Genomic DNA, 18,922 nt, shown 5'->3' on the forward strand with positions numbered 1-18,922 from the left:
CCGGATCCTGTTTGTATAAATTAGTGATAAATCGCGGTTTTTGGGGGCGATTGTCCGGATATGTCCTAGGGCGATGGACAGCCGACCATTCGGGGGAAGCACGATGTCCAAATTCCGAACCAGATTCGCTGCCGCGGCGCTGATCGCCGCGCTGACCGGTGGATTCATCGAACTGGGAGCCACCGGCGCCAGCGCAGCCACCAGCGCCTCGCCGAGGACCGCGGTGAGCACGGCGAGCACGGGACAGAGCTCCATGGCACCCGTGACCGCCAAGCCCTGCTGGCGGTTCAAGAAGGCCAAGAAGCGCCGGCACTGCTACAACAAGCGCTCGAGCTGGGGCTGGGGCTGGGGCTGGTGGGGCTGGAAGCACCGCGGCTGCGGCAGCAAGAAGGTCGTCATCTCGGTCAGGAACGGCAACTGGCACATCAAGCGCTACCGCAAGTGCGGATGGCGCTCGTGGTGGTGACCAAGCCGACGGTGTAGTTCCGTCGTCCTGACTCGCGGCCGGGCCCAGCCCGGCCGCGAGTCCTTTTTTATATAAATTGGGAATAAATAGACTCTTATGTCCACAATTGTCCCGATATGGTGCTTATGAGACGAGCACGACAGTCAGGGGGATGGCAATGTCCAAGCTCAGAACGACGCTCACCGGCGCAGCCCTGGCCACCGCACTCGCGGGAGGCTTGATGGGCTTCGGGGCCACGAGTGCCAGCGCCGGCACCGTCTCAGGGATCACCACCGCGTCGCCCGTGGTCTCCGGGCACAAGTGCATCTGGATCGGCAAGAAGCTCAAGGTCTACAAGGGCTACAAGGTCAGGAAGGTGACCATCGTCTGGAAGAACGGGGACTGGCGCATCAAGCGCACCTGGGGCTGCTCCCTGAAGAAGAAGTGGCACTGGTGAGCACGCTCCTGCGCAGGCCCGCCGCGACCTCGATCCCGGCTGGATGGGGCTCGCACGGCAAGTGGCGCGACGTCGAGGGCTGAGGCCCGGAGACAGAGAGATGCCCGTGGATCCAAGGGGTCCGCGGGCATCTCATTTTGGACATTTCATATCAAATGCGGACAGGTGCTTAAATCAGCCACCAATGACTGCAATGAACGTGCCCAGCGATAAGCAAAAGCCTCTTATTCGCCGTTTATGATCATGAATGCTCGGAGATCATCCCAACCAGGAAGACTCAAGACGAGAGAGTCATCCCGGACAATAGCCAAGCAAATCCGGCTATTTTCCGAAATGCACCAACCGTCAAGGGGAAGCACATCATGTTCAACATCAAGCGTGCAGTCGCGGCGGCCGCCCTGTCCGCCGCCATGGCTGGTGGGGCCCTGACTCTGACCACTACTTCCGCCAGCGCCGCGACGCAGGGCGTCACCGCGTCGCCTATGACCATGGGCCCTTCGTGCATCTGGATCAACAAGGGCAGCAAGCTGAAGGTCCGCAAGGGCGAGCGGTACAACAGGCTCAACGTCCGCTACAACTTCGACACCGACACCTACCACTGGAAGCGCGTGCGTGGCTGCGCCAAGGTCTCGCGTCACTCGTGGTAATTCGCTGATTTGGGTCAGATATTGACCCGAATGCGAAGGGCGGGGCTCCTTTAGGGGCCCCGCCCTCCACGCTGTATTCATATATGCGCCGGTGGAATTCGCGGAATGCGAATTCCACCGGCGGTCAGGCCGACTTACGCGTCTTGCGCTTGGGCTCGGCCTTTTCCTCCTTCTCGGCCTTGTCGGCCTTGGCCGGCCGCTTCGGCTTGGCGGTGGAGGTGCCCCGCTCCTTCTTGGCCGCCTCCACGGAGGCCCGCAGAGCCGCCATGAGGTCAACCGCGGGTCCGGCCTCCTCGGTCTCGGGCGCGGCGACGACCTCCCTGCCCTCGATCTTCGCCTCGATCACCTGCTGCAACGCCTCGCGGTACGCGTCGTGGTACTCACCCGGATCGAAGTCCGACTCCATGGTCGCGATCAGCGACTCGGCCATCTTCAGCTCCTGAGCCCGCACCTCGATGTCCTCGTCGAGGAAGTCGAACTCCGGCTTGCGGATCTCGTCGGGCCAGAGCATCGTCTCCAGCACGAACACCCCGTCACGCACGCGGAGCGTCGCCAGCGACTCCCGCTGGCGCAGCGCCACCTTGACCACGGCGACCTGGCCCGAGCTCTCCAGCGCGTTGCGCAACAGCACGTAAGGCTTGGCGCCCTGGGCGTCGGGTTCCAGGAAGTACGACTTGGCGAAGTAGATCGGGTCGATCTGGTCGGCCGGGCTGAACTGCAACACGTCGATGCGACGCGAAGTGCTCAGCGGCAGGCCCTCGAAGTCCTCGTCGGTCAACACCACGATCTCGCCGGTCGCCAGCTCGTACCCCTTGGCGATGTCGGCGTAGGCGACCTCCTCACCGCACTTGGTGCACACCCGCTTGTAGCGGATGCGGCCGCCGTCCTCGCGGTGCACCTGGTGGAAGGCGACGTCCTTCTGTTCCGTCGCGGAGTACAGCTTCACCGGGATCGTGACCAGCCCGAAGGAGATCGCGCCCTTCCAAATGCTGCGCATGGCCCACCTCACTCAATATCCGGGCTCATCTCGGGGCACATACCCGGACATGGGCGATCCAATGCCGTTTCCCGTCGAACCCATGCTGGCCGTACCAGGCGCATTGCCGTCCGATCGCGAGCAGTACGGGCTCGAGGTCAAGTGGGACGGCATCCGCGCGGTCATGGATCTGACGGGCGCGTTGCGCATGACAGGAAGGCATGGGGCGGACTACACCCGCCGCTACCCTGAAATATCGGGATTTCCTGTGACTGACGTGGTCCTGGACGGCGAGATCGTCGCCCTCGACCCCAGCGGGCGGCCCAGCTTCGTGCGCCTGCAGCACCGCATGCACCTGACCGATCCCGATCCGGCCATGCTCCGGCTCTACCCCGTCACCTATCTGCCCTTCGACCTGCTCTACATCGACGGCACGTCCCTGCTCGACGTGCCGTACCGGACCAGGCGCGACCTGCTGGAGCAGCTCGACATCGGGGCTCCGCCGTACTTCCCCGGTGACTCCGACCTGCTCGCGGCCACCATGGCCCAGGGGCTCGAGGGGGTGGTCGCCAAGCGGCTCGACTCGCCGTACCGGCCGGGGACCAGGTCGAACTGGTGGATCAAGGTCAAGAACCTCGACTCCAGGGAGGTCGTGATCGGCGGCTGGAAGCCCGGCAAGGGCCGCAGGGCGGGCGGCATCGGCTCGCTGATCATGGGGGTGTTCACCGAGCGGGGCCTGACCTACGTCGGGCACGTCGGCACCGGCTTCACCGACGCGGCGCTGGAGCGGCTGCACGAGGTGCTCAGCCCTCTGGAGATCCCCCGCAGCCCCTTCCACAACCCGGTGCCCTGGCGCAACAGGTGGGTTAGGCCCGATCTCGTCGGGGAGGTGGGTTACACGATGTGGACCGACGATCACAAATTGCGTCACCCGGTGTGGCGCGGACTGCGACCCGACAAGATCCCTGCTGAGGTGGTCCTGTGAAGAAGGTGCCCGTCAAGGTCGACGGCCGGGAGCTGGTGCTGAGCAACCTCGACAAGGTGCTCTACCCCGAGGTCGGCTTCACCAAGGCCGAAGTCATCGACTACTACAGCCGGATCGCCCCGGTGCTCCTGCCGCATCTCGACGGCCGCCCCCTGACGGTCAAGCGCTACCCCAACGGCGTCGACGGGAAGTCCTTCTTCGAGAAGAACGCCCCCTCGCACACCCCGTCATGGGTGCGGCGGGCGCGGCTGCCGGTGCCCGGCAGCACCAAGGACCGCGACACCATCGACTTCGCCGTCGTCGAGGACCTGCCGACGCTGGTCTACTACGCGAACCTGGCGGCGCTGGAGCTGCACGTGCCGCAGTGGCGGGTCACCAAGGGCGGCCAGGCGCAGGAGCCCGACCAGCTCGTCTTCGACCTCGACCCGGGCGCCCCGGCGACCATCGTCGAGTGCTGCCAGGTCGCGCTGCTGCTGCGCGAGGTGCTGGAACACGACGGGCTGCGGGCCCGGCCCAAGACGAGCGGCAGCAAGGGCATGCAGCTGTACGCCGACTGGGACGGGCGCGCCGAGCCGTCGGTGTACGCCAAGGCGCTGGCGCAGCTGCTGGAGCGCGAGCACCGGGGGAAGATCATCAGCACGATGACCCGTTCGGCCCGCACCGGCAAGGTTTTAATCGACTGGAGCCAGAACAACCCCGCCAAGACCACCGTGGCGCCCTACTCCCTGCGGGCCAGGCAGCAGCCGACCGTCTCCACACCCCTGTTGTGGACCGAGGTGGAATCCTGCCGAACTCCCGATGAACTGGTATTCACCGCTGCTGACGTGCTGGAACGGGTAGAGGAACATGGCGACCTGTTCAGCCGGGCGTAGTGTGGAGAGGTCCACGACAAGAGGGGACGAATGATGTCGGAGATGGACGTACGTGGGGATGAGCGCCCCTTCGACGACGACACGGAACTGCCGCTGGAGGCCTCGGAGGCCGACGCCGCCGAGCAGCATCGCGGACTGCGCGACGACGACGAGGAGCCGCGGCGCGAGATGCCGCTCGACGTCGATCCCGCGGACGCCGCCGAGCAGGACAGGCCGGCCGCCGACGATGACGACGACGATTACCGCTGAGTATCGGAGGAGTCTCGATGAGGTCGTTACTCGCACGTAGGATGTCCGAACGAACGACGGATGTCCCCTCGCTCTAGGAGAGCTCATGACAGCAACGCCGGATGCGAAGCCCCGAGGCACTCGGCTGCCCCGGCTCGCGCGCCGCAGGCAGCTGCTGAGCGCCGCGCAGGAGGTCTTCGTCGAGAACGGCTACCACGCCGCCGCCATGGACGAGATCGCCGACCGCGCAGGGGTCAGCAAGCCGGTGCTGTACCAGCACTTTCCCGGCAAGCTTGAGCTCTACCTCGCGCTGCTCGACCTGCACGTCGACGACATGATCAACCGTCAGCGCGAGGCCCTGGCCTCCACCCGCGAGAACAAGCTCAGGGTGCAGGCCACCTTCGCGGCCTTCTTCGACTTCGTCTCGACGCAGGGCGAGGCCTTCCGCCTGGTCTTCGAGTCCGACCTGCGCAACCTCGCGCCCGTACGGCAGCGCGTGGAGCGTTCTCTGCGCGAGTGCGCCGAGATGGTCAGCGTCGTCATCCAGGAAGACACCGGGTGCTCCAGCGAGGAGGCGCACCTGCTGGCCGTCGGGCTCGTCGGCATGGCGGAGGTCAGCGCCCGATTCTGGGTCACCACCCACGGCTCCATCCCGAAGGAGGCCGCCGAGCAGCTGATGGCCCGGCTGGCCTGGCGCGGCATCAGCGGTTTTCCGCGTACGGCGTAAGCCGTTCGCTTGCCGCGATCACCTGCGTTCCCGGGGCCCGCATGCGGTCACGATGGGATGGGCAACCCGTCTCATGAGGGAGCACGATGGAAATCAAGATCGGCGTACGGTCCGTACACCGCGAGCTCATTGTGGAAGTCGACCTGACGGCTGAGCAGGTCGAGGAGGAGATCAGGCAGGCGATGGCGGCCGACCGCGGCGTCTTCGCCATCACCGACGTCAAGGGCCGTCGCGTCGTGGTCCCGGTCGCCTCGCTCGGCTTCGTCGAGATCGGCGAGGACGAGGCCCGGCCGGTCGGCTTCGGCGGCACGCTCTGACACGACCTCACGCCGGGGGCAGGGCTCGATCAGGGCCGCCCCCGGCTTCGTCGTGTCCGGCGCGCGGCTTCGTCGTGTCCGGCGCGCGGCTTCGTCGTGTCCGGCGCGCGGCTTCGTCGTGTCCGGCGTGCCCCGGGCCGTCAGTCGAGGGCTCCCGCCCAGTCGCTGACGAGCTTGGCGTAACGCGCCGGATCGGCCTCGTGCATCACGTGGGGCGCCTCGGGCAGCGACACGTAGTCGACCCGCTGACCGGCGGCCTCGATGATCTCGCGCACCCGCCGCGCCTGCAGGTCGCTGAGCGCCCCGACCAGGTGACCGCTGTCGGGATCGGCCATCCGCATGTGGTGCGTCATGAGCACCGGCACCCTGACCCGGGCCAGCATCGCCTGGTGATCGCAGCCCGCGTTGGCCAGGTCCGTCGACCACGCCCGTGCCCACTCCGGGTCGTACTCCTTCAGGTGCTGCGGCGGGGTGGCCGACGGGCTCTCCCCGTCGCCCAGCATGAACGCGATGGCCGGCACCAGCGCCGGGGGCAGCTCCCGCGGCAGCGCCTCGATCATGCCCTCCCAGTCGCCCACCGACCATTGGTCGCCCAGCCACTTGGCCCACGCGTCGAACATCGGGCCCATGGTCTGGCGCATGCCGGGGCCGTACGGCGGGGCGGCCTGGGCGGAGAACAGCGGCGGATCCTCCAGAACGGCCCCCCGGATCTGGCCCGGCTTGGCGAAGGCCGACAACCACGTGGCGACCAGCCCGCCCGATGAGTTGCCCGCCACCACGACGGGGCGCTCGATCACCAGGTCGATGAAGCGCACCAGGTCGTTGCCGAAGTTGTCGAGCGTGTAGCGGCCCGGGGTCCAGGTGGAGCGTCCCTGGCCGCGCAGGTCGACGGCGAAGACCTGGAAGTGAGGGGTCAGCAGGGGGATGGCCTGTTCGTAGCCCCACCACGACTCGCCCTGCGCGGGGACGAGCAGCAGGGCGGGGGCCGCCGGGTCTCCCTCGGCGACGTGGTTCATCCGGACCTCGCCGAGATCCACGATGTGCTCCTCGAAGGCGTGCGGCACGAAACTGTCCGCACGGTCCTCGGCCTCGGAGATGCGCATGAAGATCCGCCTGCCCGCCGTACGCTCCCGCAAACGGGGCCGGGCGAGCGCTCAGATGCCCAAGGCGGCCATGCGCTTGCCGTGCTCCTCGGTCAGCTGGGCGAACAGGCGCGAGATGTCCGCCTGGTCGGCATCGGCCAGGAGCCGCGCGAGCTGGGGCCGGGCGGCGGCCACCTGCTGGGCCTGGCTGAGCCCTTCGCCGACGAGCCGCCTGGCCCACAACGCCAGCCGTCCCGCCTGCGTCGGGTCGTCGGCGAGCGCCGCGCGCACCCGGTCGACCACGAACTCCGAGCGCCCCTGGTCGGCCAGGACCTCCTCGACGAGCGGCGCGATGGAGGGCTCCAGATGACGGGCGGCCTCGCGGTAGAAGTCGAGCGCGATGCCGAGCCCCACGTAGGCCTTGACGAGAGCCTGCAGCCAGTCGCCCGGCTTGGTCTGCTCGTGCCAGGCGTCGAAGGCCTCCGCGAAGGGCGCCATCGCGGACTCCGGGTCGGCGCCCAGCTCGGCGATCCGGTCGCGCAGCAGCACGAAGTGTCCGTACTCGGCCACGGCCAGCGATCCGAGCTCGGCGCGGTCGGTCAGGTTCGGCGCCAGCTGGGAGGCGTCCTCGGCCATCCGCAGGAAGGCCGTGAGTTCGGCATAGGCGAGAGCACCGAGCAGATCGACATCACCGGATTCCGTCATGGACGCAGCGTAGGTCATGGGAACAACCTGAGTCTCGGCCAGCGTTGTGCTATCGAGTACACTGCTGTGTGAAAGTGCGACCGCACTGTGTTAGTCCGGGGGAATCTCTCCCGCCAACCCCCAATTCTGGGTTCGCGAGGGCGCGAGTTGATGCGCCCGAGCCGCCAAGCGTAGCTCGGCGAGAGACACAACGGTCGCTGACGAATTGAGAGGACTGGCCTCTCCGCGCGGACCACATGATCCCGGAGACCCAGTCTTCACTGGTGAGACTGAGGCAGGCCAACCTGACTACGTTCCGTGAACTCGGAGTAATTCCGGAGATCGCCGATGCCCTCGAGACCGAGGGCATCTCCACCGCCTTTCCCATCCAGGAAATGGCGCTCCCGCTCGCGCTCGCGGGCCAGGACCTCATCGGTCAGGCTCGCACCGGCACGGGCAAGACCTACGCGTTCGGCATCGCCATGCTGCAGAGCATCGGCAAGCCACGCAAATCCCGCAAGAAGCCGCGCGGCCTCGTGGTCGTGCCCACCCGCGAACTGGCGATCCAGGTCTCCGAAGACCTGACGACCGCCGCGGGCAAGCTCGGCTCCCGCGTGCTGACCGTGTACGGCGGGCGCGCGTACGAGCCCCAGGTCGAGGCGCTCAAGGCCGGTGTCGACGTCATCGTCGGCACGCCCGGGCGCCTGCTCGACCTGGTCAAGCAGAAGCACCTGGACCTGAGCCAGGTGACGATGCTGGTGCTCGACGAGGCCGACCGCATGATGGACCTCGGCTTCCTGCCCGACATCGAGCGCATCTTCAAGCTCGTCCCCGACGAGCGGCAGACGATGTTGTTCTCGGCGACCATGCCCGGCGAGATCGTCGCGCTGTCGCGCAAGTACCTGAACCGTCCGACGCACGTCCGCGCCGAGAACAGCGACGTCGACGAGAGCGAGCTGACCCCGCAGGTCCGCCAGTTCGTCTGGCGGGTCCACCGCATGGACAAGATCGAGCTCCTGGCGCGCATGCTCCAGGCCGACGGCCGCGGGCTGACCATGGTCTTCTGCGAGACCAAGCGCGCCTGCGACATGGTCTCCGAGCAGCTGCAGACCCGCGGTTTCGCGGCTGCGGCCGTCCACGGCGACCTGGGTCAGGGCCAGCGTGAGCAGGCTCTGCGCGCCTTCCGCAACGGCAAGATCGACGTTCTCGTCGCCACCGACGTGGCGGCGCGCGGCATCGACATCGACGACGTCACCCACGTGGTCAACTACGACACCCCCAACGACGAGAAGACCTACGTCCACCGGATCGGCCGCACCGGACGTGCGGGCCGCACCGGCATCGCGGTCACCTTCGTCGAGTGGGAGCAGCTGACCCGCTGGAAGATGATCAACCAGATGCTCGGCCTGGAGTTCGCCGAGCCGGAAGAGACCTACTCCTCCTCGCCGCACGTCTACGCCGAGCTGGGGATCCCCGAGGGCACCAAGGGCGTTCTGCCCCGCGAGGCCCGCAAGCGGGCAGGGCTCGACGCCGAGAGGCTCGAAGACCTGGGCGAGACCGGACGGTCGCGCACCCGCGTCAAGGAGCGCGAGCGTCCCGCGCGCGCCCCACGCGAGCGTCGCCGCACCCGCGGCGGTCGCAGCGTCGAGGAAACCCAGGTTGTCGAGGCGGAGGTCGATTCCATGCCCGAGCGCAAGGTCGAGGAGACGCCGGCGCTGATCTCAGCCGATGAGCTGGAGACCAAGCCCAAGCGCACCCGCACCAGGCGCACGGTCGCCGAGCCGGTTCACGCGGAGGCCGCGGACGAGGCGCCCAGGCGCGTGCGTACGCGGCGCGAGCCCGTGGTGGCCGACACGGCGGTGGCCGACACGGCTGACGTCGCGGTGGCCGAGCCCGTCGTGGCGGAGCCGGTCGCACCCCAGCCCGTGGCGCAGCCCGCGGTCGCGGAGGCGCCGAGCTTCCTCAGCACGCCGCCGCCCCCGGTGCGCCGGGAGCCGGAGCGGATCGTGCCCGCGAGCCCGTTCCAGGTGATCTTCCAGTCACCTGACCTGGCGACCGACGACGACGAGATCGCCCCGTCGGCGGCCACGGAGCGGCAGCAGCAGCGCCGCCGCGCCCGTGGCAACGGCGCCGGAGGCGGAGGCCAGCGGCGCCGCTGATGTGGCGTTGAGCGAGACGAAGGGCGCGGCCATCCGGCCGCGCCCTTCGCCGTACCGGCAGGCGGCGGCAGGCAGCGGGAGGCAGGCGGCACGTGGCAGGCGGCAGGCGGCAGGCGGCACGCGGCGGGAGGCAGGCGGCGTGAGACGCGTGGCAGGCGCTTTCGGCGCATCAGCCGCCCGCGTCGGAGTACGGCGGGCGGCTAGAGCTCCAGGCGCATCAGCGGGCGCGTCGGCGTCCTGCGGGCCACCTCCACGAAGCCCGCCCCCTCGAACAGCCCCTTCCACCCGTGAAACAGCTCCGCCGCCGGAAGCTTCTTCTCCGAGTCCCGCGGATACCCCTCGACCGCCCGCGCCCCCTGCCCTCGTGCGAACTCCACCGCCGCCTCCAGCAGCGCCGTGGCCGCGCCCCGCCCGCGTCCGGCCCGGGTCACGTAGAAGCACGGCACCGACCACACCCCCTCCACCGGCTCCGACTCGTCGACCGGCTTGGCCACGCGCGAGCCGGCGAGCCGTACGAACGCCGTCCGCGGCGCGATGGTGCACCACCCCACGGGCGTCTCGTCGAGATAGGCCAGCAGCCCTGGCGCCGGTCCCGGCGACTCCACCAGTTCCCGCAGCCGCTCGCGCGCCCCGTCGCCGCGCAGGGTGCGGTATTCGGCGTTCGTCACGCGGAAGTACATGCACCAGCATCCGGAGTAGGCCCCCTGCGGCCCGAACACCTCGCACAGGTCGGCCCACGAGTCGGCCGGCCGGATCACAAGCTCACCCATACACCTTCATCTCCCCAGGACTCGCACCAGCGTAGTCGCGTGACCGGTGTCGCGACCGGGGCGGCTGGGTATTGTTGCCCCACGTGAGTACGCCGCGATTCCTGACCCTGCCCCCTGGCGTGACGCCCACGCGGATCGACACGCCGCGCGGCACGTTCGCGGCTCTCGAGGCTCTCCCCGGCAGCGGCATCGCCGAGCGCTGGCCCGCGCTGCTGGTTCCCGGGCTGACGGGCAGCAAGGAAGACTTCATCGCGGTGCTGCAGACGCTGGCCCAGTCGGGCAGGCGCATCGTCGCGATCGACCTCAAGGGGCAGTACGAAACCCCGGGTCCCGACGACCGCGAAGCCTACGCCTGCGGCGAGCTGGGCGCCGACATCGACGTGCTCGCGGCGGTCATCGGAGACGGCGAGCCGGTGCACCTGGTGGGACATTCCTTCGGCGGACTGGTGACGAGGGCGGCGGTGATCGACGGCGCCCACAGGTTCGCGTCGTACACGATGATGGCCACCGGCCCCGTCGGCATCACGGGACGCCGCGCCAAGGGCGGCAAGAAGATCCTCGAAGAGGCGACCGACCTGGGCCTCGAGCATCTGTGGCAGACGAGGTTCGAGCCCGAGGCTCTGGCCAACGGGGTCTCCGACGACATCATGGCCTTCCTGCGCAAGCGCATGCTGGCCAACTCCCCCACCGCCCTGGCGGCGATGGCCGAGCAGTGCCTGGAGATCGACGACCGCACGGAGGAACTCCAGGAGGTGGGCGTCCCGATGCTGGTGCTGTTCGGCGAGCACGACGACGGCTGGCCGCCGGAGCTGCAGGCCGCGACGGCCGAGCGGCTGGAGGCCGACTGCGTGGTGGTGCCCGGAGCGGTGCACTCCCCGGCGGTCGAAGCCCCGGAGACGACGGCGTCGGCGCTGGTGCGCTTCTGGAACACGGCCGAGACATTGGATCAAAAGTCCAATAAAGTCTGACCATGGAAACGGTTCAGCCCCCGCAGTCGGTCACGTGGCTGGTCCACCTCGACCGGGCGATGTGGGTGGGCGGCGTACGCGGCCTCATGCTCCAGGCGCTGCATCCGATGGCGATGCTGGGCGTCTGGCAGAACTCCAATTTCCAGGACGACCCGTTCGGTCGGCTGCGCCGTACCGCTGATTTCGTGGGACGGGTGACCTTCGGCAGCCCGGAGCAGGCCGACGAGATCGGGCGGCGGGTGCGGGGCATCCACCGGCAGCTGCGGATCCTGCACGAGGGGCGCCACCATCGGGTCGACGACCCCGAGCTGCTGCTGTGGGTGCACTGCGCCGAGGTCTCGTCGTACCTGGAGGTGGCCAGGCGCGGCGGGCTGGGGCTGAGCGAGCGCCAGGCCGACCGCTACCTGCGCGAGCAGCGCCGGTCTGCCACCTACGTCGGGTTGCACGAGGAGGACGTGCCCGGCTCGCTGGCGGAGATGGACGCCTACTTCAAGCAGATGCGGCCGAAGCTGCGGGCCGTCCCCGAGGCGGTGGAGACGGTGCGGTTCCTGCTGTGGCCGACGCTGCCCAAGGAGCTCAGGGCGCTGAATCCGGGCAAGCCGCTCTACTTCCCGTTCGGGGCGCTGTGCTACCTCTCGCTGCCCGAGTGGGCCAGGCGCATGTACGGCCTTCTGCCCGAGGTGCCGCAGGCCGGGGTGACGGCGGGGTTGCGGGCCTGGCGGCTGGCGATGAACTCGGTGCCGGAGCCGGTGCACGACCGGGCGTTCATGCCCGCCACGCGGCAGATGCTCCAGGAGGCGCGCGACCGGCTCGGGGCGGCCGGCTACGACATGGGCAAGGGGCTGCGGGGGCTGACGAACCCCCGCCGGTGGGCGACGCAGGACGCCGCCTGAGATGGGCCGCGCCTGGCCGGTCGCACGGCCGAACGCTGGACCTGGCCTCCCTGGTGCTGTCGGGCAGTGAGTATCGGGAGTTCTGTCACTCGGAGGCGGTCAGGCCGTCCCACGGGAGCCGCTCGGGCGCCGCAGCCCGCCCTTCGGGGCAGTGACGGCGGAAGTCGCACCACGAGCAGATCGGCCCAGTGCTGGGAGCGAACATGCTCTCGGTGTCGCCGCCGCGATAGCTCTCGTCGGCCGCTCCCGCCTCCTCGGCCATCTCCTCGGCGCGGCGCAGGTGCCGTCCGAGTGACTCGTCGGAGTGTTCCCACTCGACGATCTCGCCGGTGGGCAGGTGATGCAGCTCCACCTTGTGGCAGGGCGTGCGCAGCATGCGCGAGGCCGCGATCGCGTAGATCGCCAGCGCGAGCGACGAACGGGCGTCGTCCTGCGTCAGCGGCCGCCGCCCGGTCTTGTAGTCGACCACGACCAGTTCGTCGCCGCGCCGGTCGAGCCGGTCGATGCGACCGGACACGGCGATCACCTTGGTGCGGGTGCCGACCGTGCGCTCCACGCCCACCGGCTCGTCGGAGGGGTCGAGCGTGGTGACGTATCCCGCCACCATCTCGCGGGCCCGGTCGCGGAAGACCGTCGACTGGTCGGCGTCGCGGAAGCCCTCGGAGATCCACCCGTTGGTGAGCAGGATGCTCGCCATGACGGGGGTGCGTTTTTCGTACGGCTCCCGCCACCAGCCGGCCAGCGCGTTGTGCACGCTGGCCCCGACGCTGTTGTGCGCCCACGCCGGGCCCTTCTGGGGCGCGGGCCGGTCAAGGTAGGTGAACCGGTAGCGCCTGCGGCAGTCGAGCCAGGTGTTCAGCCGCGACGGCGTGCAGGAGTAGAGCCGCCGCGGCATGCCCTCCAGCGGGAGCTGGTCGTACACGACTCAGTCGTCGCTCGGGTCGAGCGAGATCCCCGACGCCTTGGTGCCGTCGAGGAGCGGGCCCTCGGGCTGCTCCGTGCGGGTCAGCGAGCCGGAGACCCAGTCGTCGAAGTGCGGCTCCAGGTCGCCGACGGTGGTCTCCTCGCCCTGCGAGGGCAGCACCCTGGTGGCCATCGGCAGGGTGAAGAGCCGGCCGCCGATCGAGGTGAGCTGGTCGGCGAGCGCGGGGTATTCACCGCCGAGCTTGCCGGGGCCGTCGGCCTGCAGCGACTTGCCGGTGAAGACGACCTCCAGGTCCTCGCTGTAGAGGGAGATGCCGCCGGGCGTGATGCCGGGGGTCTCCATCACGTCGAGGGTGGAGCCGGCCACCTCGAACCGGCCGTCGTCCTCGAGGTCGATGTCGGGCCAGGTCTCCGACCAGGTCTCCCGCCAGATGGGCTTGTCCTTGGGGTGGAGGGCGACGATGGCCTCGTCGCGGCTGGCCACCTCGATGGCCGCGCCGACGTGGTCGGCCAGTCCGTGGGTGCAGATGACGGCGAGCACCTCGCGCTCACCGACCTGCTCCATGATCTTGTCGGCGTCGCGGGCCGGGTCGATGACGATGACCTCGTCGTCGTCACCCACGATCCACGTGTTGTTCTCGACCTTGAAGTCGACGCCGTCGACGTCAACGACGCCCTCGGTCACCACTCGCTCGATACGCGCTGTCACGCTTCCGCATGGTACTGGGTTTAGCCGACAAGAGCCCGAACGGCGTTGATGATCAGCTGTACGGCAAGCGCGGCCAGCAGGAGTCCGGCGATCCTGGTGATCAGTTCGACGCCGTTCTCCTTGATCACTCTGATGATCGAGACCGAGAACCGCATGAACACCCACAACACGAGGTGCACGGCGGCGATGGCCAGACCCAGGGCGAAGATGTTGCCCACGTGTCCCTCGGCCTGCTGGGCGAAGACGATCGTGGCCACGATCGCGCCAGGACCGGCGAGCAGGGGCGTCCCGAGCGGCACCAGGGCCACGTTGACGCTCGACATGCCCTCGTCGGTCTTGGGCGCGGTCTGCCCGCGCAGCAGCTCCAGAGCAACCAGGAGCAGCAGCAGGCCGCCGGAGATCTGCATGGCCGCCACCTCGACGTGCAGGTAGCCGAGGATCGCCTGGCCGAAGACGGCGAAGACCACGATGAGGCAGAACGCGGTGACGGCCGCCTGCCAGGCGACGCGCTTGCGCTCGGCCAGGGTCCGGCCGTTGGTGTAGGCCAGGAAGAGCGGGATGACGCCGGGAGGGTCCATGATGACGAACATCGTCACGAAGGCCCCGACGAAGAACTGAAGGTCGAACATGATCCCCCTGCGGCTTCAGGGGGAGTGCGTCCGATCCTAGCCTTCGAGCCTCGGGGAGAACGCTCCGAAGGGCACGTCGAGCGGCGCGCTCTCGCGCAGGTCCAGGAGGCTGAGCTGGGCCAGGGCGATCAGGCACCCCGCCTCGGCGGGCCAGCCGATGGTCCACAGCCAGTTGCCCAGCGCCTCTCCCGCGTACACCGCGCGGTCTCCCGGCCCCGTCGTGACGCACCACAACGCGGTGGGATGGCCGAGCACGTCGATCTTGGCGTTGGGGGGACCGTCGTCGAAACCCCGGCCGGGATCGGGCCCGTCGAGGCCCGCGAACGCCGCGCCCAGGCCGATGCCCGGCTCCTCGGCGATGATGAGCAGGTCGGCCGGCCCGTGCGTCACCGAGGGCCCGCTGAGGGCCACCACGCTGGCCCTGCCGCCCGTACGTTCGTCGCCCACGTCGCCGAATCCGGTCACCAGCCATCCCGGCGGCAACGGCCACGGCAGCCAGACCGGGACGACGGTCTGGAGTCTGATCAGATCGATGGCCGCGGCGGACGGCGGTTTCGGCGGCTGAAACGGCAGAACGTCGGCATGCGCGTCGCAGCGCCAGGCGCTGTGCCAGGCACTTGGCGGCTGAAGCGGGCCAAAACACCGCGGACATGTTGGTGCCGCTCTCACAGCTACTCACGGTGCGTCGTCCGGCACCGATCCGTCAAGGCCACGCCGTTATATAACCGCAATGTGCGCGTAAATTGTGTCGGAGCCATCGTGATCCGCGACGATCTCCTCCTGCTGGTCAGACGGGGCCGTCCCCCGGGACAGGGCCTGTGGTCGTTGCCCGGCGGCCGGGTCGAGCCGGGCGAGAACGACGACGAGGCCCTGCGTCGCGAACTGCGCGAGGAGACCGGCCTGGAGGTCCAGGCGGGACCGCTCGTGGGCACCGTGGACCGCCCAGGGCCCGGCGGCGTCGTGTACGAGATCCGCGACTACCGCGCCACCGTCACCGGCGGGGTGCTGCGCGCCGGCGACGACGCCGCCGACGCGCGCTGGTGCCCGCTGGACGAGCTCGTACGGCTCCCGCTCTCGGAAGGACTGCTGGAGACGCTCATCGGCTGGGAGATCGTCAGCGCTCCGCGGACAGGGTCGAGTTCCACAGGATGAGATGGTCGGCGTTGTAGGTGGTCGAGCGGCCCAGCCCGACGACCTGGGTGCCGGCCAGGCTCACCGCGGCCAGCCACTGCCTGCCCTCCCCCGCCAGTTGGTCGGCGTCGAGCTCGCTGCGATGCCAGGTCCGGCCGTCCTCCGAGGTCCAGGCGGCGCCGTCGCCGTCGTGTGTGCCCACGGCGACCACTCCCTGCTTCTCGGCGGCCAGGTCGTGCACCGTCGCCGGGTGCTCGGCGGGCAGCCAGGTGTACTCGCCCCAGGTCTTGCCGTCGTCCTCCGAGGTGACGGCGAAGGCCCGCGTGGTGCCGTTGTGCTGGGCCGTACCCGTCACCACGACCCGCTCGCCGAGCACCGCCACCTGCCTCAGCCCCGCGCTGGTGGCCCCCGCGGGCATGACCCGCGGCCTGGCCTTCCAGTTGGCGCCGTCCTGCGACCACCAGAACACGCCGCTCTCGGAGTCGCCCTCGCCCGCCCCGCCCACGGCGAAGTACTTCTCGCCCGCGGCGGCCAGGTCGTGGATGCGCACCCCCGCGCCCGCCTGGGGAAGCGGGCGCGCCTTGGCGTAAGTCCGGCCGTCGGCGGTGAACCACAGCGCCGCCGCGGCGCCGGGGGCGTTCTGCTCCTGCCCGGCCATCACGTAGCCGTTCTCGCCCGCGGCGACGGCGTGCAGCGACACCGAACTCTCGCCCCGGGAGGGCGCCGCCGCCTTCTTCCACGTGAGGGCGTCCTGCGACGAGACCACGAGAGGCTCGCTGGTGATCGTGTCGAGCGAGTTGGAGCCGACCGCCAGCCAGCCCTTGCGCCCGTGCGCGACGTCCAGCAGCGCCTGCTGGCGCGGACCGCCCAGGCTGGCAGCCCGCCACACCTCGCCGTCGGAACTGGTCCAGATGCCCGCGTCACCCGAGACCGAGCCCACGGCCACGAAGCGGCCTTCGCCCGCCCCGACCCTGCTCACCTCACGTGCCGCCCTGGTCAGGCCGTCGATGCCGCCCAGATCCACCTGGGAGATCTCGCCGCTCTGCGTCGCCGTCAGCAACACCGGCCGGTTGTCGATGTCGGAGGCCGCCTGGTCTCCGCCCGCGAACAGCACGCCGGTGTCGGTGATCGCGAACGCGCGCAGCGTGGCGTCCGTCAGCTGGTCCAGCGTCACGCGCTTGCGCCAGCTCTTGGCGTCGTCGCTGACCAGCACGGTGTAGCCGTTGAAGCCCACCTTGCTGACCGCCGCCACCCCGCCGTCGTGCGAGATCAGCAGGTCGACGCCGTTCCGCTGGCCGCCCAGGCCGCCGATCTCGCCGCACTGCGCCCACTCGGCCCCACTCGACGAGCAGTAGACCTGCACCCGCCCCTCCGGCGAGCGATACTCGATCGGCACCAGCACGAACTGCTTCGCCACGACCGCCAGCGTGCCAGGACGCGCCTCCGCGACGCCCAGCTTGAACTCCGTCGCCCGCCACGTCAGGCCGCCGTCGGGCGAACTGATGGCGCGCATGCCGTCGTCCCCTGACGGCTTGCCCAGCGCGACCACCGCGTCTCCCCTGGCCTGGACGGCCTTCAGCTCGCCGACCTCCAGGCCCCGGGTGTCGCCGCGCTCCCAGGTGTGGCCGTCCGGCGACGACCACACCGCCGCGCCGAATCCGTTGTCGGACGGCGCCCCGCCGACCGCGACGAACCCCTCACGGGTGCGGGCGATGTCGTGGATCACGTCACCGCGCCTGAAACCGGCGGGCTGCACGCTCTCCCAGGTGAAACCATCGGTGCTCGTCCACAGGCCCAGCTGGCCCGCGTCGCCGCCACTGGCCAGCCAGGCGCCGTCGGCGCCGACCACGCGCAGCACCGTGGCGGTGGGCGAGTCGGTGACCTTGCCCAGCTGCCAGCTCCTGCCGTGGTCGGCCGAGAAGAGGAACAGGGGGCGTGGGGTGGGGTTGGTGGTGTCGCTGCCCACGGCGACCACGGTCTTGCCGACGGTCGTCATGGCGTTCAGCTTCTGGTTGGAGCCGCCGACCGCCGAGGAGAGCTTGAACCACGTGTCACCCGAGTGGATCTGGCCCGTGGCCAGGCTCAGGCCCTGGCCGGGAGGGCCGGTGAGCTGGCGGTATCCGAGGATCCCGCCGGTGATGGTGAGGGCGATGGCGACCAGGATGAGGACCGGAACGATCGAGCGGCGCCTGCGCACCGGACTCGACCTGCGGGCCGCGGCGGGCGCGGTGCCCCGATGGTGCCTGCCGCCGTTGGGCCTGGGCGGGCCGGTGGCGACGAGCAAGTCGGGCCGCGTCGGCCGCCCGCCGGGCGGCCGCCCGACCCGCCGCACGGGCTCCTGCTCGTCGGGCACCCGCTCGGGCTGCGCGGGGATCTCCTGCTGCACGGGGATCGGCTCGGGCTCATGCTCGCGGCCGTGGTCACGGCCGTGGTCACGGCCGTGGTCACGGCCCGGCTCGGGCTCGTGCCCGTGCTCACGGCCGTGGTCGCGGCCCGGATCGGGCTCGCGGTCGCGGTCGCGCCCGTGGTCGTCGCCTGACTCCGGATCGCTGTCCGTCTCGCGCTCGGCGGGGGTCCAGCCGGGATCGGGGCCGGGTTCCGGCTCCTGCCTCGGAGGGGGCGGCGGCCAGCGCGGGCCGTCGGGCCGGGGGTAGGGCTGGGTGGTGCGGCTGCGGTCGATCTCCTCGGCCGTCTGCTGCGGCCGCGGCTCGCCGCTGGCCACCAGCTTGTCGGGACGCGAGACCAGCCTGCGTGCCCGCCGGCGCGGCTCGGCCTCGGGATCGGCGGTCGGCGAGCCGTACGGGTGGCGTCCTCTGCGCACGTCGGGCGGCTCGTCCTCGGGCGTGGGCGAGGAGAAGGGCGGCCGGCCCCACGGGGAGGAGCCCAGCGGTAACCCGCGCGCACGGTCGTCGGTCGGTCCCGGCGGCGTGTGCTCGATGCGCGGCTCCCGGGGCGAGGCCTGCTCACCCGCGCCCCGCCCCGTTGCAGCGTCACTTTGGCCGCGCCCCGTCGAGGACCCGCCCTGGCCGCGTCCCGGAGGCGTCTGGCCGGGCTCCGGGGGCGGCTCGGCACGGGCGCGGTCGGCGGGCATGACGTACGGCTCGCCACGGCGGCGGGGCCCGCGCGAGGCGGCCTCGCCGGGGTCTTGGCCGGCGTCGGCCGTGGGGGCTGGTGCCTCGCCCTGAGGGTCGTCGCCCGGGCGCGGTTCGTCCGGGCGTCGCTGTGGCGGATCGCTGGGGCCGGAGGCCACGCGCCGCACCTCCTCGTCGATTTCCGGACCGTTCCACTCCTATGCGGCCATCGCCGGAAATTCCGGTAA

At 70.0% G+C, this 18,922-nt stretch carries 21 protein-coding genes; 12 read left to right on the forward strand and 9 right to left on the reverse strand.

Annotated elements, in window-relative coordinates:
- The first annotated feature begins 103 nt into the window (after positions 1-103).
- The 3 genes from ACIBH1_RS32030 (at position 104) to ACIBH1_RS32040 (ending at position 1,549) form a co-directional block, all read left to right on the forward strand.
- Positions 104-466, forward strand: coding sequence for a hypothetical protein (locus tag ACIBH1_RS32030; protein WP_397317702.1), 363 nt, complete (start codon positions 104-106; stop codon positions 464-466).
- 157 nt (positions 467-623) lie between these two features.
- Positions 624-902 (forward strand): hypothetical protein, encoded by a 279-nt coding sequence (locus ACIBH1_RS32035; protein ID WP_397317703.1) that lies wholly within the window; start codon positions 624-626, stop codon positions 900-902.
- A gap of 362 nt (positions 903-1,264) precedes the next feature.
- Positions 1,265-1,549: a hypothetical protein gene (locus ACIBH1_RS32040; RefSeq protein ID WP_181614543.1), complete on the forward strand. Its 285-nt coding sequence runs from the start codon at positions 1,265-1,267 to the stop codon at positions 1,547-1,549.
- Between the two features lie 124 nt (positions 1,550-1,673).
- Here the strand turns inward: ACIBH1_RS32040 and ACIBH1_RS32045 are convergent, their stop codons facing one another.
- The gene (locus ACIBH1_RS32045; protein WP_397317704.1) at positions 1,674-2,546 is read right to left on the reverse strand and encodes a Ku protein; all 873 of its coding nucleotides are present in this window, start codon (positions 2,544-2,546) and stop codon (positions 1,674-1,676) included.
- Between the two features lie 82 nt (positions 2,547-2,628).
- On the opposite strand from ACIBH1_RS32045, the gene ligD (ACIBH1_RS32050) reads away from it, so the two are divergent.
- The 5 genes from ligD (ACIBH1_RS32050) (at position 2,629) to ACIBH1_RS32070 (ending at position 5,654) form a co-directional block, all read left to right on the forward strand.
- Complete coding sequence (gene ligD / locus ACIBH1_RS32050; RefSeq protein ID WP_397317902.1) at positions 2,629-3,510, forward strand: non-homologous end-joining DNA ligase; 882 nt, start codon at positions 2,629-2,631, stop codon at positions 3,508-3,510.
- The gene (ligD, locus tag ACIBH1_RS32055; protein WP_397317705.1) at positions 3,507-4,382 is read left to right on the forward strand and encodes a non-homologous end-joining DNA ligase; all 876 of its coding nucleotides are present in this window, start codon (positions 3,507-3,509) and stop codon (positions 4,380-4,382) included. The genes ligD (ACIBH1_RS32050) and ligD (ACIBH1_RS32055) overlap by 4 nt, the downstream gene beginning before the upstream one ends.
- 42 nt (positions 4,383-4,424) lie before the next feature.
- Positions 4,425-4,631, forward strand: a complete 207-nt coding sequence (locus tag ACIBH1_RS32060) for a hypothetical protein (RefSeq protein WP_397317706.1) — start codon at positions 4,425-4,427, stop codon at positions 4,629-4,631.
- An 85-nt stretch (positions 4,632-4,716) separates the two neighbouring features.
- The gene (locus tag ACIBH1_RS32065) at positions 4,717-5,337 is read left to right on the forward strand and encodes a TetR/AcrR family transcriptional regulator (protein WP_181614538.1); all 621 of its coding nucleotides are present in this window, start codon (positions 4,717-4,719) and stop codon (positions 5,335-5,337) included.
- Between the two features lie 86 nt (positions 5,338-5,423).
- Positions 5,424-5,654, forward strand: coding sequence for a DUF3107 domain-containing protein (locus ACIBH1_RS32070; protein ID WP_397317707.1), 231 nt, complete (start codon positions 5,424-5,426; stop codon positions 5,652-5,654).
- Positions 5,655-5,794: 140 nt separating this feature from the next.
- Here ACIBH1_RS32070 and ACIBH1_RS32075 read toward each other — a convergent pair whose 3' ends face one another.
- Together ACIBH1_RS32075 and ACIBH1_RS32080 are read right to left on the reverse strand one after the other, a co-directional pair.
- Entirely contained in the window at positions 5,795-6,757 is a 963-nt protein-coding gene (locus tag ACIBH1_RS32075) for an alpha/beta fold hydrolase (protein WP_397317708.1), read from the reverse strand.
- 51 nt (positions 6,758-6,808) lie between these two features.
- Positions 6,809-7,459, reverse strand: a complete 651-nt coding sequence (locus ACIBH1_RS32080; protein ID WP_397317709.1) for a ferritin-like fold-containing protein — start codon at positions 7,457-7,459, stop codon at positions 6,809-6,811.
- 245 nt (positions 7,460-7,704) lie between these two features.
- On the opposite strand from ACIBH1_RS32080, the gene ACIBH1_RS32085 reads away from it, so the two are divergent.
- On the forward strand, positions 7,705-9,579 hold the full coding sequence (locus ACIBH1_RS32085) for a DEAD/DEAH box helicase (RefSeq protein ID WP_397317710.1): 1,875 nt from the start codon (positions 7,705-7,707) through the stop codon (positions 9,577-9,579).
- Positions 9,580-9,779: 200 nt separating this feature from the next.
- Here ACIBH1_RS32085 and ACIBH1_RS32090 read toward each other — a convergent pair whose 3' ends face one another.
- Entirely contained in the window at positions 9,780-10,349 is a 570-nt protein-coding gene (locus tag ACIBH1_RS32090; RefSeq protein ID WP_397317711.1) for a GNAT family N-acetyltransferase, read from the reverse strand.
- Positions 10,350-10,432: 83 nt separating this feature from the next.
- On the opposite strand from ACIBH1_RS32090, the gene ACIBH1_RS32095 reads away from it, so the two are divergent.
- Entirely contained in the window at positions 10,433-11,317 is an 885-nt protein-coding gene (locus ACIBH1_RS32095) for an alpha/beta fold hydrolase (protein WP_397317712.1), read from the forward strand.
- A gap of 2 nt (positions 11,318-11,319) precedes the next feature.
- On the forward strand, positions 11,320-12,210 hold the full coding sequence (locus ACIBH1_RS32100; protein ID WP_397317713.1) for an oxygenase MpaB family protein: 891 nt from the start codon (positions 11,320-11,322) through the stop codon (positions 12,208-12,210).
- An 85-nt stretch (positions 12,211-12,295) separates the two neighbouring features.
- On the opposite strand, the gene ACIBH1_RS32105 is transcribed toward ACIBH1_RS32100, so the two are convergent.
- Genes ACIBH1_RS32105 through ACIBH1_RS32120 form a run of 4 tightly spaced genes read right to left on the reverse strand, consistent with a single transcriptional unit; the run spans position 12,296 to position 15,141 of the window.
- Entirely contained in the window at positions 12,296-13,105 is an 810-nt protein-coding gene (locus ACIBH1_RS32105; RefSeq protein WP_397317904.1) for a RecB family exonuclease, read from the reverse strand.
- 30 nt (positions 13,106-13,135) lie between these two features.
- Entirely contained in the window at positions 13,136-13,843 is a 708-nt protein-coding gene (locus ACIBH1_RS32110) for an MBL fold metallo-hydrolase (protein ID WP_397317714.1), read from the reverse strand.
- Positions 13,844-13,863: 20 nt separating this feature from the next.
- The gene (locus tag ACIBH1_RS32115; protein WP_397317715.1) at positions 13,864-14,472 is read right to left on the reverse strand and encodes a MarC family protein; all 609 of its coding nucleotides are present in this window, start codon (positions 14,470-14,472) and stop codon (positions 13,864-13,866) included.
- A gap of 36 nt (positions 14,473-14,508) precedes the next feature.
- Positions 14,509-15,141, reverse strand: coding sequence for a DUF6758 family protein (locus tag ACIBH1_RS32120; RefSeq protein WP_397317716.1), 633 nt, complete (start codon positions 15,139-15,141; stop codon positions 14,509-14,511).
- A 63-nt stretch (positions 15,142-15,204) separates the two neighbouring features.
- On the opposite strand from ACIBH1_RS32120, the gene ACIBH1_RS32125 reads away from it, so the two are divergent.
- Positions 15,205-15,624, forward strand: coding sequence for an NUDIX hydrolase (locus tag ACIBH1_RS32125; protein WP_397317717.1), 420 nt, complete (start codon positions 15,205-15,207; stop codon positions 15,622-15,624).
- On the opposite strand, the gene ACIBH1_RS32130 is transcribed toward ACIBH1_RS32125, so the two are convergent.
- Complete coding sequence (locus ACIBH1_RS32130) at positions 15,587-18,853, reverse strand: hypothetical protein (RefSeq protein WP_397317718.1); 3,267 nt, start codon at positions 18,851-18,853, stop codon at positions 15,587-15,589. The two genes, ACIBH1_RS32125 and ACIBH1_RS32130, sit on opposite strands and share 38 nt — an antisense overlap.
- Positions 18,854-18,922 lie beyond the last annotated feature (69 nt).

Source organism: Nonomuraea sp. NPDC050663 (assembly GCF_044456985.1).
Classification (GTDB): Bacteria; Actinomycetota; Actinomycetes; order Streptosporangiales; family Streptosporangiaceae; genus Nonomuraea.